General features: G+C 65.3%; 14 protein-coding genes. 6 read left to right on the top strand and 8 right to left on the bottom strand.

Annotated features, from left to right (window positions below):
• Positions 1-33: 33 nt before the first annotated feature.
• The 3 genes from OHQ90_RS35375 to OHQ90_RS35365 are packed head-to-tail and all read right to left on the bottom strand — an operon-like array spanning position 34 to position 3,600.
• On the bottom strand, positions 34-1,074 hold the full coding sequence (locus tag OHQ90_RS35375) for an NAD(P)-dependent alcohol dehydrogenase (RefSeq protein ID WP_328413325.1): 1,041 nt from the start codon (positions 1,072-1,074) through the stop codon (positions 34-36).
• Complete coding sequence (locus OHQ90_RS35370) at positions 1,074-2,225, bottom strand: serine hydrolase domain-containing protein (protein ID WP_328405074.1); 1,152 nt, start codon at positions 2,223-2,225, stop codon at positions 1,074-1,076. The genes OHQ90_RS35375 and OHQ90_RS35370 overlap by 1 nt, the downstream gene beginning before the upstream one ends.
• A gap of 7 nt (positions 2,226-2,232) precedes the next feature.
• Positions 2,233-3,600 (bottom strand): flavin-containing monooxygenase, encoded by a 1,368-nt coding sequence (locus OHQ90_RS35365; protein WP_328405072.1) that lies wholly within the window; start codon positions 3,598-3,600, stop codon positions 2,233-2,235.
• A gap of 246 nt (positions 3,601-3,846) precedes the next feature.
• Here OHQ90_RS35365 and OHQ90_RS35360 point away from each other — a divergent pair, with 246 nt between their 5' ends.
• Both OHQ90_RS35360 and OHQ90_RS35355 read left to right on the top strand, forming a co-directional pair.
• The gene (locus OHQ90_RS35360; protein ID WP_328405070.1) at positions 3,847-4,473 is read left to right on the top strand and encodes a TetR/AcrR family transcriptional regulator; all 627 of its coding nucleotides are present in this window, start codon (positions 3,847-3,849) and stop codon (positions 4,471-4,473) included.
• A gap of 152 nt (positions 4,474-4,625) precedes the next feature.
• Entirely contained in the window at positions 4,626-5,426 is an 801-nt protein-coding gene (locus tag OHQ90_RS35355) for a DUF6319 family protein (protein WP_328405068.1), read from the top strand.
• On the opposite strand, the gene OHQ90_RS35350 is transcribed toward OHQ90_RS35355, so the two are convergent.
• Genes OHQ90_RS35350 through OHQ90_RS35340 form a run of 3 tightly spaced genes read right to left on the bottom strand, consistent with a single transcriptional unit; the run spans position 5,427 to position 8,118 of the window.
• Positions 5,427-6,959, bottom strand: coding sequence for a GGDEF domain-containing protein (locus OHQ90_RS35350; RefSeq protein ID WP_328405066.1), 1,533 nt, complete (start codon positions 6,957-6,959; stop codon positions 5,427-5,429). It lies immediately after the preceding gene.
• Positions 6,959-7,531 (bottom strand): hypothetical protein, encoded by a 573-nt coding sequence (locus OHQ90_RS35345; protein WP_328405064.1) that lies wholly within the window; start codon positions 7,529-7,531, stop codon positions 6,959-6,961. Before OHQ90_RS35345 ends, OHQ90_RS35350 begins: the two co-directional genes overlap by 1 nt.
• Complete coding sequence (locus OHQ90_RS35340) at positions 7,528-8,118, bottom strand: pyruvoyl-dependent arginine decarboxylase (protein ID WP_328405062.1); 591 nt, start codon at positions 8,116-8,118, stop codon at positions 7,528-7,530. The genes OHQ90_RS35345 and OHQ90_RS35340 overlap by 4 nt, the downstream gene beginning before the upstream one ends.
• 177 nt (positions 8,119-8,295) lie before the next feature.
• Between OHQ90_RS35340 and galK the strand changes: the two genes are divergently transcribed.
• The 4 genes from galK to OHQ90_RS35320 all read left to right on the top strand — a co-directional run bounded on the left by galK (position 8,296) and on the right by OHQ90_RS35320 (position 12,252).
• Positions 8,296-9,414 carry a galactokinase gene (gene galK, locus OHQ90_RS35335; protein ID WP_328405060.1) on the top strand — a complete coding sequence of 373 codons (1,119 nt, stop codon included), beginning with the start codon at positions 8,296-8,298 and terminating at the stop codon, positions 9,412-9,414.
• 115 nt (positions 9,415-9,529) lie between these two features.
• A complete protein-coding gene (locus OHQ90_RS35330; protein WP_328405058.1) occupies positions 9,530-11,344 on the top strand; it encodes a sodium:solute symporter family protein in 1,815 nt (604 codons plus the stop codon).
• Between the two features lie 12 nt (positions 11,345-11,356).
• A complete protein-coding gene (locus tag OHQ90_RS35325) occupies positions 11,357-11,608 on the top strand; it encodes a hypothetical protein (RefSeq protein ID WP_328405056.1) in 252 nt (83 codons plus the stop codon).
• Between the two features lie 179 nt (positions 11,609-11,787).
• Entirely contained in the window at positions 11,788-12,252 is a 465-nt protein-coding gene (locus OHQ90_RS35320) for a hypothetical protein (protein WP_328405054.1), read from the top strand.
• A gap of 90 nt (positions 12,253-12,342) precedes the next feature.
• On the opposite strand, the gene OHQ90_RS35315 is transcribed toward OHQ90_RS35320, so the two are convergent.
• Together OHQ90_RS35315 and OHQ90_RS35310 are read right to left on the bottom strand one after the other, a co-directional pair.
• Complete coding sequence (locus OHQ90_RS35315; protein WP_328405052.1) at positions 12,343-12,945, bottom strand: hypothetical protein; 603 nt, start codon at positions 12,943-12,945, stop codon at positions 12,343-12,345.
• A 340-nt stretch (positions 12,946-13,285) separates the two neighbouring features.
• On the bottom strand, positions 13,286-14,764 hold the full coding sequence (locus tag OHQ90_RS35310; protein WP_328405050.1) for a PepSY-associated TM helix domain-containing protein: 1,479 nt from the start codon (positions 14,762-14,764) through the stop codon (positions 13,286-13,288).
• Positions 14,765-14,853: the final 89 nt, after the last annotated feature.

Genomic DNA, 14,853 nt, shown 5'->3' with positions numbered 1-14,853 from the left:
ACATGACCTTCCTCAACATTTGATCGGACCTGCCTACGGCACCAGGACCGCACGGCCGGTGACCAGCCCGCGTTCCAGCCGGTCGAGCGCCTCGCGGCCCTCGGCGAGGTCATAGCGTTCGACTTCGACTCTGAGCTTGCCCGCCTGCGCGAGCGCGACGGAGCTGATCAGGTCGGATTTGGTGCCGCCGTAGGACTTTCGGATCGATGCGCCCCACGGCCAGCCGGGTCCACCGGCCGGGCCCGCGGTGATTTCCGGTGCGCCGCCCCCGAGTCCGATCATGCGATAGGCGCCGTTGGGCGCCACCGATTCCACGGCCAGGGTCGCGGTGTGATCGGTGCCGACGAAGTCGAACACCGCCTCCGCGCCACGCCCTCCGGTGCGGTCGAGGATCTCGCGGGCGGTGTCGGGTCCACCGATGAGTCCTTCGGCCGCGCCGCAGCGGGCGGCGAGGTCGAGTTTGTCCGCGCTCACGTCGACCGCGATCACGTGCGCTGCACTGGTCGCGGCGAGGATCTGCACCGCAACGTGGCCGAGCCCGCCGATGCCGATGACCACCGCGACCGAACCCGGCTGCAGCTGCGCACGCGCACCGTTGATCGCGTGATAGCTCGACAGCGCGGCGTCGGCCAGCGGCGCGGCCTGGAGGAAATCCAAGTCACCGATCGGCACGAAGGAGGCGGCCGGAATCCTGATGTACTCGGCCATCCCACCGTCCGGCCCCAGACCTGGGCACGGCGGCATCGCAGTGCGCCCTGCGGCGCGGCACACATTCTCGTTGCCGCTCACACATTCCCGGCACACCCCGCACGACCAGCACAGGTAGACGATGCCGCGCTCACCGGTCGACCGGCCCTCGACAGCGCTGCCGACGGCTTCGATGGTGCCCGCGACCTCGTGTCCGAGGGTCAGCGGCTCGTCGCGCATCTTGAAGGGGATATGCAGCACATGCAGATCGGAGTGGCAGATGCCCGCCGCACCGACACGCAGCAACAGATCGGTGGGGCCGATCTCGGGGACCGGAATTTTACGCAGTTCCAGCACACCGGGATCAGTGAGTTGCAGCGCCCGCATCATGAGCGATCTCCTCGCACTACCGAAAACACCGAGCGCAGGTAGGCATCGGCGCGGTCGGAGCCGATCAGCCCCGGCGCCATCTTGTTCATGGTGTAGGCGAAGGTGACTCGGTGCTCCAGGTCGTTGACAACGATGGCCCCACCAAACCCGGCCCACCAGCAGACGCGCCCGTCCGGGACCTCCGGAGCGGTCTGCGGCTGAGGCAGGCCGTAGCCGATGCCGAAGCGCAGCGGAAGCAGCAGCGCCAGATCCGCACCATCGGACTGCTGTTCGAAGATCAGGTCGATCGTCTTCTCGGACAACAGCCTTCGGCCGTTCAGCTCGCCGCCGCAGGATACGAGCGACTGCACCTTCGCCACCGAATGCGCGTTGCCGTGGCCGTTCACCGCGCCGATCTCCGCCTGCCGCCATGCGGCGCTATTGGCCTCCGGAATGTCCAGCAACGGGCTGGTGAGCGTCTTGACCAGGATGCTCTCCTGATCGAGCGAGGCCATATCGAATTCCAGTAGTGGCGGTGGCACCAACGGTGCGATGCGGTGGTGGTGCTCTGGACCGGTGCCGATGTGGAAGTCGGCCGCCAGCGGTCCGGCGAGCTCCTCGGCGAAGAACTGCCCGAGGCTACGGCCGGTAATGCGGCGAATAACCGCGCCGACCAGATGTCCGTAGTTCAGGGCGTGGTAGCCCGACGCGGTGCCCGGCTCCCACCACGGCGGTTGGGCCGCGAGGCGGGCGCTGGCCGCTTCGGTGTCGTAGATATCGGCCAGCTCGATCGGCCGCTGCCAACCGGAGACACCGGAGGTGTGTCCGAGCAGCTGACGAATCTCGATGTCGCCCTTGCCGTTTGCGGCGAACTCCGGCCAGTAGTGCGCGACTTTTTGCCGCACATCCAGCTCGCCGCGATCCACCAGCAGCAGCGCGGACAGTGCCGTCATGGTCTTGCTGATGGAGAAGACGTTGACCAGGGTGTCCTCGGTCCATGGCGTGGTGCGCTCGATATCGCGGTGTCCACCCCAGATATCGACGACCGGTTCGCCGTCGACGGTCACACAGATCGCCGCGCCGAGCTCCTCGTCCGCAGCGATCCGATTCTCCAGTTCCTCTCGCACGCCCGCGAAACGGTCGGCGCAGAATCCCATCGTCGTTGTCATCGCCGCCTCACACGTGCTCGAGTACTCGGGCAGGCACCGGCAACGCGTTGCCGGTTGCCGCGGCACGTTTTGCGCCACTGGCCATTTCGCGCTTCATATCGCGCACATAGGCCTCGAATTCGATTTGGATGGTGTGGCGCGGTGAGTCGTAGTAGCGGCCGCTGCGGCGCTGCTCGGCGGCACGGATCACCTCGTGCATCTGCGGCTCCGATGGCGGGAGGTAGGCGCCGGTCAGGTAAGCGGCGACGAGCTTGCTCTGCTGTTCGGCGAAGTTCACCAGGGTAGGCAGCGGCTGTGCGAGGCCCATATAGAACAAATTGTCGATACCCGGCTTCATCATTTGCTTGAACAGCGGGATGCGATTGCTGCTGTCGGGCACCAGTTCCGGATCCGAGAAGAACGGGAAGCTGATGTGGTAGCCGGTCGCACAGACGATGACATCCACCTCTTCGGTGCTGCCATCGGCGAACCGCACCTGTTTGCCCGCCAATCCGGTGATGGCGGGCTTGAAGGCGATGTCACCGCAGCCCGCCCGGTGCAGGAACTCCTCACTGGCCGAAGGGTGTGCCTCGAACGGTTGGTGATCGGGTTTGGGCAGCCCGTAGAACTCCATGTCGCCGCGGAACTTTCGGACGAACCGCTGCTTGAGCTTCATGCTCACCTTGCGCGGAATCCACGGTGGCACCGATTGTTTGTCGCCGACCTTGCCGTGGACGTATTTCGGCAGCACCCACACGCCACGCCGCGCCGACACGGTCAGCCGCTCGGCGATGAAGCGCTGGGACAGTTCGGAGGCGATGTCGAGCCCGGAGTTGCCCATCCCGACGACCACGACCTTCTTGCCGCGCATGTCGACCGGGTCGAACGGATCGTTGTAGGCGTGGCTGTGGATGAGCACGCCATCGAATTCGCCGGGATAGTCCGGGGTATTGGGATCCCAGTGGTGGCCGTTGCACACGATCAGGGCGTCGTAGTCGCGGGTGCGACCGTCGCTGGAGGTCACCAGCCACCGGCCGTCGGGCTGCCGTTCGGCGGCGGTCACCAGGGTGTCGAACAGGATCTTGTCGCGGAAACCGAAATGGTCGACATAGTCCTTGAAGTATTGGAACAACTGCGAGTGGTGCGGAAAGTCCGGCCAGTCCTCGGGCACCGGATAGTCCTCGAAGGCCAAGCGCCACTTGGACGTATCGATGTGCAGGCTCTGGTAGCAGGCCGACATGCCGTTGGGGTTCTTGAAGTACCAGTTGCCGCCCACCTCGTCGGACGCCTCGAAGACGTCGAACGGGATGTCGAAGTCCTGCAGGCGTTTGGCGGTGGTGATACCCGAGGGGCCTGCGCCGATGACGCAGACCTTGGGAAGTGTGCGTGGAGTCAATTCAGTAGTCCTCATTCGAAGCTGCCGTCACGGCTCGCAGTGGCGCCGGACACGGCGGGCGAGTGTCCGGAGCCGTGGCGCTCCGGAGTGACGTAGGCAACAACGTAACACTGACTGGACTCCGTGTCTAGTGAATGACAGAATGTCTAGTGAAGACCGCGGCCCGCCCGGGTCGGACGTACACTTGCTCACCGGAAGTCGCACGTCAGCAATAGTTTCCCGACCTATGCGAGGTAGCCGCTCACCATGCCAACGAAGTCGAAACGGGCCGGCACCAGCCTGCGGGACGAACAGAAACTGCAGACCAGGGCCAAGCTGCTGGAGGGTGCGAAGAACCTGTTCAGCACCCAGGGTTACGCGGCCGTCCGGGTCGACGACATCGCTGCCGCCGTGGGCTGTAGCCGGGCTACGTTCTACCTGCATTTCGCCAGCAAGCTCGAGGTGCTGCGCGCGGTCGCCGAGCAGAGCACCGCGCCGAGTGCGCTGTACTTCTATGAGGATCTGGACCGAGTCCTGGACACCGGTTCGCGCGCCGAGTTCGTCGGCTGGATGACCCGCGCCATCGGCTGGTTCCAGGAATACAAGGACCTGCTGCCCGCGTGGGACGAGGCTACCGCGCTCGAACCGGAATTCCGTGACATCGCCCGCCAGGGCATCGCGGCCCTACCCAACGCGATGACGTCCTACCTGGCGCGCTGGCCTGCCGACCGTCAGGAAGAGGCCCGCCTGCGGGTGGAACTGCTTGTCGCCCAACTCGAACGCTTCTTCACCCGCTGGGCCATGCAGGGCACCATCGATGTCACGGCCGACCAGGCCGCGGACGTCCTCGCCGACATCTGGTTTCCGGCCCTGCAAGCGCCGCGGGAAAGGTAGCCTCGGCGCGGGATCTCGAATGTAGCTCAGGGTTCGCTGGGGTTGCGGCCCTGGTGTTTCCCGGAGTCGAATTGGTGGCAGCTTGCGAATCTGTCGGTAGCGTGCGGCATCATCTGTGCACGCAGCCATCCACGAATTCGCTCGGAGTCACCATGCCCTCGTCCAGAACCAAACCACAGCCCTTGTCGGACACTGAGATTCAGCAGATCGCCACGGACATTGCCGGCGGCCGACCGCCGATGGTGTGGTTCACCGCTGCCGCGGTGGGCGTGCCGGAAGGTCGGTCGGGGAAGGTGGTCGAACTCGATGATCCGTCCGTAGGAGACTTCCTGCGGGTCCGTCCGACCGGATCGAAGGATGTACTGTCCTTTTCTCCGACCGAAGTGACGTTGACCAAGCCGCCCCGCACGGCGACCGCTTCCACAGCCCAGCCGAAGTCGACAACCAGGAAGGAATCCCCCGTGACCCAGCCGTCGACCTTGACGAGCGTTGCGACACCGTCCACCCCGAGTCCCGGCTCGCTCGGAACCAACGCGGCGGCACCGTCGGTGCCCAAGCCGGGCCCGGTCGCCTCGGGAACGAGCGAAGCCGACAACGCCGCCAAGTCCGCCGCGGCCAAGCAGCCCGCCGCGGGCGCGCCCGGCGCGAAGCCCGCCACAAAGGCGCCCGCTGCCGCGCGCAAGGCGAAGGCGCCGGAGGTCACTGTGACGCTGACCGGGACTGCCGACGGCGAGTGGTCGGTCGATGTGATCAGCGGCAAGAAGCGGGCCGTGCGCGGTCTGCCGGTGGCAAGCTCCGCGGTGGCGCAGGCCGCCAAGGTGCTGCATCCGGAGGTGGCCGAGGTGGTCGCCGGAATTCTCGACGCGGCGCGCGAGGTACAGCAGGTCAAGGTCGCACAACTGGCGGCCGAGCTGGAGGAGGCCAAGCGCCTGCTCGAGGAACTGACCGACTGATCAGACGGCGGTGCTCGTCGACCGATTGGCGGGGCGCCAAGTCCGGCGCCCCGCATCGGGGGCCCCATGCCGCACTTCGTCGTGGAACGCGTAGCCGAGCGAGTACTCCTTCGCGTGGTACATCGCCGAATCCGCGTCTCGGATGAGGTCGTAGATGCTGGCGTCGTAACTGCGCGGGCTGCCGCAGGCGATCCCGACACTCGCGGTGATCGGGATCTCGCCCGCGCTCAATTCGAAGGGGCGCACGAACGCGCCCAATAGTCGTTCGGCGAGCGTGGCTGCCTCTTGTCTGCCCAGCGGCGCGAGCACCACGAATTCGTCGCCGCCGTAGCGCGCCACTACGTCCTCGCGGCGGATCACCCGCCGAATGCGCGAGGCCGCGTTCGCGATCAGCTCGTCGCCGACGGCATGGCCGTAGCTGTCGTTGACCATCTTGAAGCCGTCCAGGTCGATGAACAACAGGCTCAGCGGTTGTTCGAGCCAGTGCTCGTGATTGCGATTGAGCGCGCGCAGCAGGGCGGACCGATTCAGCAGTCCGGTCAGCATGTCGTGGTCGGCCTGATACTGCGCGCGGCGTTCGCTGCGGGCGCTGCGCACGATGGCACGTTCGCTGCGTGCCAGGACGCCGATCAGCAAGAGCGCGAACAGCGAAGAGACGACCGCGCGGTCGAGGGTGTCGAGGCTGGACCCCACTACCGGAACCAGCGACGCCATGATCAGTGCGACCGCGATGACACTGGCGCGCTGACGCGAATGATGGGGATGGATGCGGCGCGGTGCGCCGAGGCAGGCCATGGTCGGATGCAGCGCCGCGACCCCGACGGTGATGTAGGCGGCCAGCAGCGGCGTGAGCAACACTTCCCGCCCGATCGTCGCGGTGCCGACGGTCTCCAGGCTGTAGCCGAGATCGCCGAGCAGTACCGCAATCAGGCCGACGTGCAGGAGCCGCAGCGAGGTCTCCGAGCGGGTCGCCGTCGCCACCGAATGCGCGACCATGGTCAGCAGTAGTGCGTCGAGTATCGGGTAGATCGCCGCCACAACGGTGTTCATGGTGGTGGCATGTGACTGCAGAATCGGCGAGATGAGAAAGGTCCAGGAGGCCAGCAGTGCGCCGAGTCCGATGAGCCCGGAGTCCAGCAGCAGGTCGTAGTTGTGCTGGACCTGGCGCGGCCGCAGCCACAGGGTGGCCGCGACGCCGACGGCGAAATAACCGGCCAGCGTGAACAAATCGTCGATGGGGTGCATCGAATGCTCGTCGATGCCGCGCAATACGGTGCCGGTGGCGAACAACAGCGCCGACGCCGCGATCAGATACCAGGGCAGCGGCTGCGGCGGGCGATGACGCCGCAGGCCGAGGCCGATCATGGCAAGGGCTCCTACCACCACAGCCAGCATCGTCACCAGCGAGAGCAACTGCGAATCGACGGCGATATTCAGCCCGATCGCGGCCGAGCCGACACCGAAAAATACTGCATACCACCGTAATCCGACATTATGGCGTCGGCTCGTCGACTGCTCTTCGGTCAGTGTCATCAGCCCCCCTTTGTCGCTCCATCCCCTGTGAATCGAGCCGCATAGTAGGTCTGCGAATCTTCCACCGCGACTTCGACGTTCGCCTCTTGCTCATCGAGCACTGCTCGGATGCTGTCGGCGAAGGAGAACCGAGTGTTGTTGTACGAGCAGATGTCCCAGCCCACCGCCGCGCGCTCGGCCACAAGCACCTGGACAACTGATTTGATCATGGCATGGAACGCGGCCCCTTGTCGGGCACTTGATGCAACAAGGGTGAAACCGGCGTAGTAGATCGCATTGCGTGCGGCATGCTCCGGATAGCGCGCGGCGAAATAATCGGGGCTGATCCACGGCACTGTCTCCAGATGCCTGGTCAGCGTCGTCACTCCGATGGGCTCTCCTGCGGTGGTGCGCGCGACGTGCTTGAGTACGCGGGGGTCGACCATCTCCGCGCGGAACTCGGCATGGTGCAGCACCTGCCGGGCGATGGCCTTGGTGCGCAGCGGGCCGAAGGCCTCCTCGTAGAGCAGGTGGAACATATCGATCCGGTCGTCGGGGATCGTGGTTTCGACAGTGACGTGCAGCTCGTTCATCGTCTGGTCCACGGCGTGGTGTGGTAGGCGGCGAGCACAATGGCGCAGGCCGGGTCGCCCTCGCAGCGGGTCTCGCTGGTGCACAGCTGGATCGGTCCGAAGCGTTCGGGCCGGTTGGCGGTCATATCGGCGAGGCTGGACCGGATCAGCAGCTCGACCTCCTCGGCGGTCTCCGCCTCGTGCTCGACGAAAAGTCCCGCACCGGAATGATCGTCGCGCAGCACCCAGCCGATGCCCGCCGCGGCCCGTCTGCCGTTGCCGATCGCGTGCTGTGCCGCGTAGACGCAGTAGAGCCGATCACCCCAGGGTATCGGCTTACGGACGCGGGCGGTGCGCTCCAGGGTGGCGTGCGGTGGAATCACCGATGACAGGCGAATCAAGTTGGCATCACCCACTCCCAGATCGCGCAGTGCCGCATCGAAGGCCGACATGGTTGTCGGGCCTACCCCGGTCGCGGCGCCGATCTCGATCGTCAGTGGTGCCTCTGGCAATTGCCGGTCGTCGCGATCCGGCCTACCGAGGGGCGGGAGCAGTCGATCGATCCACTGCAGCCCGAGTAGGCCGCTGCGTGGGGTCGTAGGAATCATAATGCCCTCCCGAAACTCCCTGCCGATTTTGCAGGCCGATATTGCGTCAAAATCGACTCTGCGTCACGAATGTCGATCGCGCACGCGCACCGCCCGAAAGCAGTGCTCCTGCGGCGTGTCTCGTAACGTGTGCCGGCGAGCCGTCAGACACACTCCGAATCGACGAAGCGAGGATCAGTGCAGAAGTGGGTGGCGCCGGGGCGGGTCAACATCATCGGTGAGCACACCGACTACAACCAAGGCTTTGTGTTGCCCATCGCATTACCGCTGGTTGTCGAGTGTTTCGCCGCAGTGCTCGACACTGGGGATGTGCGGGTGGTCTCGCGTCAGCGGCCAGGGGATCGGGTGCTCGCCGGGGTGGGCGCGCTTGCCGCCGAACGGGATCGAGTGCCTGCCTGGTCGCGGTATCCGCTGGGCGTTGTGTCCGAATTCGTGCGACGCGGGCATCGGATCGCCGGAGTGGACATCGAGCTCGACGGTGCGGTGCCGATCGGTGCCGGGCTGTCCTCGTCGGCGGCGCTGTCGTGTGCGGTGGCAGTCGCGCTGCGAGATCTGTTCGCGCCCACGGTCACTGATCGGGAACTGATCGATATCGCCCGTGCCGCCGAGAACGACTACGCCGGTGTGCCGACCGGACTGCTCGATCAGTCGGCATCGATCCTGTGCACGGCAGGTCACGCGCTGTTTCTGGACGTACGCCGCTTCACCCACATGGCCGGTGGCGCCACGCACGAACAGATCCCCTTCGATCTGGACCGTTTCGGGTTGGAATTGCTCGTGATCGATACCGGGCAGGCACACGAGTTGGTCGACGGGGGCTACGCTGCCCGGCGCGCGCAATGCGATGCGGCGGCCGCGGAACTCGGCGTGCCCGCGCTCCGCGATATCGACACCATCGACGCGCTCGAACGCATCGTCGACCCGATACTGCGACGCCGGGCCCGGCACGTGGTCACCGAGAACGCGCGCGTTTTGACGGTTGCCGAGAATTTGCGCGATGGTGCCGATCCGCGCTCGATAGGCCCTATCCTCAGTGCCGGGCACGCCTCGTTGCGTGACGATTTCGAAGTCTCCACGCCTGCTCTGGACGCGGCTGCCGCCGCGGCGGTCGATGCGGGAGCACACGGCGCGCGCATGGTCGGCGGCGGGTTCGGCGGCAGCGTTATTGCGCTCGTGGATCGTGAGCGCACGGCGGCCGTCGCAGATGCGGTGCGAAATCGATTCGTCCGTGCGGGTTTCGCCGATCCGCGCACCTTCGTCGTGGTGCCGGGCCCTGGCGCACACCGCGTCGATTGAGCGACCGTCCAGGTTTTTGTACGTGATTGTGCTGCGGTGATGCGGCACAATCACCGACAGTAGGTAGTAGCCGACACCATCGGCGGGCGACAGGACAGATCGCACCGCCACACGCATGACTCGCTCGACGCTCGGTTTCATCGCCTGGAGGGACGACGCTGTGCCGCTTGCCGATTCACCCGTGCTCCACTCCGCGCTGGACGTCGCGACTCTGCGGCCGACCGCATCGACTGTGCATCTCGACGCGGCATCGAGCCTGCAACTGGATGCGAATCCCGTCGACTACGCCCTGGTCGCGTTGTATTTCGTCTTTGTGATCGGCATCGGGCTGCTGGCCAGGCGGCGCGTCTCCTCCAGCATCGACTTCTTCCTGTCGGGTCGTTCGCTGCCCGCCTGGGTGACCGGCCTCGCCTTCATCTCCGCCAACCTCGGCGCTGTCGAGATCATGGGCATGTCGGCCAATGGCGCGGAGTACGGCTTCCCGACCTTCCACTACTTCTGGATCGGCGCGGTGCCGGCCATGCTGTTCCTCGGCGTGGTGATGATGCCGTTCTACTACGGCTCCAAGGTGCGCAGTGTGCCCGAGTTCATGCGCAGGCGGTTCGGCACCGGTGCACACCTGGTGAACGCATTGAGCTTCGCGATCGCGCAGGTGCTCATCGCCGGGGTGAACTTGTATCTGCTCGGCACCATCGTGAATGTGCTGCTCGGTTGGCCGCTGTGGGTTTCGGTGATCGTCGCGGCGGTGATCGTGTTGTCCTACATCACCCTCGGCGGGTTGTCCGCGGCGATCTACAACGAGGTGCTGCAGTTCTTCGTCATCGTTGCCGCGTTGCTGCCGCTCACGTTGGTCGGTCTGCACAAGGTCGGCGGCTGGGAGGGGTTGCGCGACAAGGTGACCACGTCGCCGGGCGGTGCGGCACAGCTGGAGTCGTGGCCGGGCAATGCGCTCAGCGGCTTCTCCAACAATTTCCTCTCCGTGGTCGGCATCGTGTTCGGGCTCGGGTTCGTGCTCTCGTTCGGATACTGGACCACCAACTTCGTCGAGGTGCAGCGGGCGCTGGCGACGCACTCCATCTCGGCCGCGCGGCGCACTCCGATCATCGGTGCTTACCCGAAGATGTTCATCCCGCTGATCGTGGTGATCCCCGGCATGATCAGCGCCGTTCTGGTGCCGCAGATGGCCGAGTACAAAAATCAGGTCACCGCGAATCCGGACTACACCGGGGATGTCACCTACAACCAGGCGCTGCTGTATCTGATGAAAGACGTATTGCCGAACGGATTGCTCGGCGTCGGGCTCGCCGGCCTGCTCGCGGCGTTCATGGCGGGCATGGCCGCCAATATCTCCGCCTTCAACACGGTATTCAGCTACGACCTCTGGCAGCAGTATGTCCGCCGTGATCAGCCCGACCACTACTACCTCGACGTCGGCCGCCTGGCCACCGTCGGAGCCACCGTCGCCGCGATCTTCACCGCGTTCATCGCGGGAAATTTCAGCAACATGATGGACTACCTGCAGACGTTGTTCAGCTTCTTCAACGCGCCGTTGTTCGCGACGTTCATCCTCGGCATGTTCTGGAAACGGATGACACCGACCGCGGGCTGGATGGGCCTGGTCTCCGGAACCGGTTCGGCCATTGTGGTTTTCGTACTACACAAGACCGACGTCTTCGAATTATCCGGCCAGGGATCGAGTTTCGTCGCCGCCGCTGTCGCCTTCTTCGTCGACATCGCCGTCAGTGTCGCGGTCACCATGGTGACCCAGCCGAAGCCCGCTGCCGAACTCGTCGGCCTGGTCTACTCGGAAACCCCGAAGGAAATGCGCACCGATCCCGAGTCCGATTTCCTCCCCTGGTACCAGCGCCCGGTCCTGCTCGCCGGCATCGCCTTCGCCCTGGTCATCGCCCTCAACATCATCGTCGGATAAGGAGGCCAGCCGATGCTTTTCGATATCCGCACCATCGTCGGCGCCCTGCTCGGCAGCTACGGCGTCATCCTCATCATCACCGGCCTCGTCCACGACACCGCCGCCGAGGAAGCCAAAACCGGCGGCATCAATATCAACATCTGGTCCGGCATAGGAATGGCCGCAGTAGCCCTCGCCTTCCTGGTGTGGGTGCTACTACGGCCGGTCGTCCCGCCGAACCCCGAACCTCCGATCGCCGAGGAGGATTCGTCAGCTGAGGTGTGAGGTTCGTCAGGTCTCTTCGCTGAAGAGGTCGGTGATCGTGGTCGCGGTGAGGGATCGGTCGAGCCAGGTGTTGAGCTGGTCTCGGTCCGTGCAAGCCTTGATCCGGGCGCGTGCGTTGTCATCGGTGACGATGCCGCGACATCCAACACACGCAGCAGGCCGTCCGCGATGCCTTCAGCGTGGCCCTGGGCGATGCCTTCAGCGCGCCCTTTCTCGACACCTTCCGCGCGCAGGCGCTGGGACGTTTCCGGGCGGAAGAACGACAGATCCATGGACATCAGTTTCCTCCGGGTCTCGATGGCCGGGCTACTGCCCAGGGCCTGTCGGTGCCGCAGCAAGTGAAGTGGGGGCGCGGGGAGTGCGCCCGCTTCGGGTGGGCGGATCCGCGCGTGACCACTGATACCGATATCGGCGCTACAAGGCACACGGTCAAGCAGCGTCCCGGTTACAAGGATCTCGTGGCCGGTCTGGCTGAGCCCGCGCCGGAGGGTAAGCGGTGGGTGCTGGTTACCCGTTCGTCGTCGCGAGCCAATCGCCAGTTGCTCACCGTCATGGACGTAATCATGGAAGGCGTCCTGCTCCACCGGATGCCTTGCCTGTACCGGTCCTCCGCTGTGCCGGATTCGGCTGCCCCCAGTGTCTGATCGGCGGTCCAGCCACGGCCAGTCCGAGCATGCGGTCTCCGCGGGTATAGAGGCTGCGGACCGGCCGCCGCAACGAAAGGCCTTGCTGGGCTACGGTTCAACGGTGATGGGCAAGGATGCCGTGGGGCTTGCGCCGATCGGCCTGTTGGTGGAGACGTCGGTCATTGTCACGTCGATGGCGGACTCACCCGCGTCGACGGGATGGTCGGCGTCGAGCTCCAACTCCAGTTGGTAGGTGGTGGTCTGCCCGTGATCGAGCGCGAACGGCGCGACAAGAGCTCGGGTGAGGAAATCCGTGCCACCCCCTTCTGTCACGTAGGGCACCGTCTGCCACGTGTTGGTGCCGGCGTCGAGCATGCGCATCGACCCGTTGGGCATCATCTTGAGAGGGCCCGGATTGCACGTGCAGTGACCCAGCGACACCACCAAACCCACCTGAGCATCGTCGATGGTTGTGGTGTTGACCAATGTGACATCGAAGCGCATCGGCGCTGCACCTGGCCGGACAATGGTCGGGCTTTGTGCGGTGATGGCCACATCGATGCCGCCGGCCGATCCCGTGACCGGCAGAGCGGTGGCCGAGCCGGAACCCGACCAGCCGACAAGAGTCGAGACCACCGCCGCGCAGCCCAGCGCGGCGCCAAAACGCGAAGAAGTATTGATGATGTCCTCCCACATGATTCGTGGCCGCAACCCGCCGACACTCGTACCGTGCTGTTGCCGGGGACATGAACCATTCACCCCCGGTTCACGCCGGTCCCACAGTACTGCCGCGCCCCTCTGGGGCTTGCCAACCAACCACCACCGCTGGGGACACGACGACGGCCCCCGGTGACGAGTGAGAGAAATTCACTCCCCACCGAGGGTCGTTATGGTCTGGATCACACTGACTTCAAAGCTGCTGATCAGACTCTTGAATCAACCTATTATCGCAGGTCAGCTCATTTCTGGAATGGCGAATTAGGTCGTTTCGGTAGCACCGGAGTCGCTGCCCGGCCGCTGACGGCCGAGGCTCCGGCGGATCAGAACTGGGTTATGAGGTGGCGCGAACGCGTCCGACGAGACCGATCACCAGATCGATCGCGAGGAAGGCGAGCAGGCTCAGCCCGACCATCGGGACGAACCAGCCGACCACCAGCGCGGCGGCGACCAGCGGGACCGCCAGCCACGGCGAGGTTTTGCGCAGCACGCCGCGGCGTGGGGCGCGGCCAAGGACGATCCGCGATCCATCGCGGGTCGGCCTGCGGTTCCACCACATCAGATAGCCGCGCACGACGACGGTGATCAGGCCGATCATCACCATGAGCAGCAGCAGCTGGTTGAGCAGACCGAACATCAGACCCATATGGAACTGGATGCCCCAGTTGGTGAGCTTGGCCATCAGCGGCCAGTCGGCATAGGCCAGCTTGTCGGTGACCGTGCCGGTGGCGCCTTCAACGGCGACTGCGTCGACGGTATACACGCCGGGCATTCGTCGTTCCTTCACCGCAAACGCCTTACCTGGCTCGGCCGGGATACTGATCTCGGCCGCTTCGGTCACACCATTGGCACGGGCCACGTCGTAGACCCGATCGACCTGAGCGATTCGATTACTCGGATCGACAGGCGCGGGCATCTCGTGACCGCCGCCGTGGTGGTGATCGCCGCCCGCAGCGGGAGCGGGCGACCGGGTGTCCGCGCCCGGCAGCGCGGTGCTTACAGCAGGGGTGGTCCAGCTGAGCTGCTGGCGCAATTCGGTGATGTTCTCACCGGCATAGGTGGACCAGGTCATACCGGTCGCCGACAACAGCAGCACTACCGGCAGAATCCAGACACCCACGGCGCCATGCCAGTTCAGTCGTCTGCCGCGGCCGCCCTGTGAACGGTCGGGAACCAGCAGCCAGCTCGCCGAATTGCGGTTACGGCGACTGCGGACCCGACGGAACCACAGCACCAGCCCGCCGAGCGCGATGATCCACATCCAGGACGCCGCGAGCTCGCTGTAGATGCGGCCCGGCTCGCCGAGGTGAAGATCCCGGTGTAGCTGGTCGATCCAGGTGCGCAGCGGCAGTGCGCCCGAGCTGCCGTAGACGACCGAGTCGCCGACGGGCTGTGCGGTGTAGGGATTGACGAACACCGCGCGGCGCTCGGACTCACCGAGCGACGGGTCGCTGAAGATCACCCGGGTGGTGTCGTGCGAACTCGGTGCGGGGGCGACTGCGACCAGCGCCAGATTCGGTTGGGTCGCGACGGCCGCATTGATCTGTTCCGACAGGGGCTTCGGGGTGCCACCCGGGTCGACCTGGAGCAGATCGCGCGAAACGATCGATTCGAGCGTCGGTGATATCGCGTAGAGCGCCCCGGTGATCGCGGCGATCAGGATGAAGGGGGCGATGAAGACGCCCGCATAGAAATGCAGCCGCATGGCAAGCGGGTAGAGACCGTTGCGGCGGGTGGATTTTTCCGGTGTGCTGGATTCCGGTGGTGGCGCCCCCGATTCGGTATCGGGAGGACTGGCGTCGATGATGCTCATTTTCGATTCGTTTCTGGAGTTCAGGGAACCCGGATGCCTGCCGCTGCACCGTCGAGGAGCCCGACAGCATGTCGGCCGCACGCTTGCGG

The sequence above is a fragment of the Nocardia sp. NBC_00403 genome (assembly GCF_036046055.1).
Taxonomy (GTDB): domain Bacteria; phylum Actinomycetota; class Actinomycetes; order Mycobacteriales; family Mycobacteriaceae; genus Nocardia.
The sequence above is the reverse complement of the archived record's forward strand: the minus strand, read 5'-3'. Positions and strand labels throughout refer to the sequence as shown.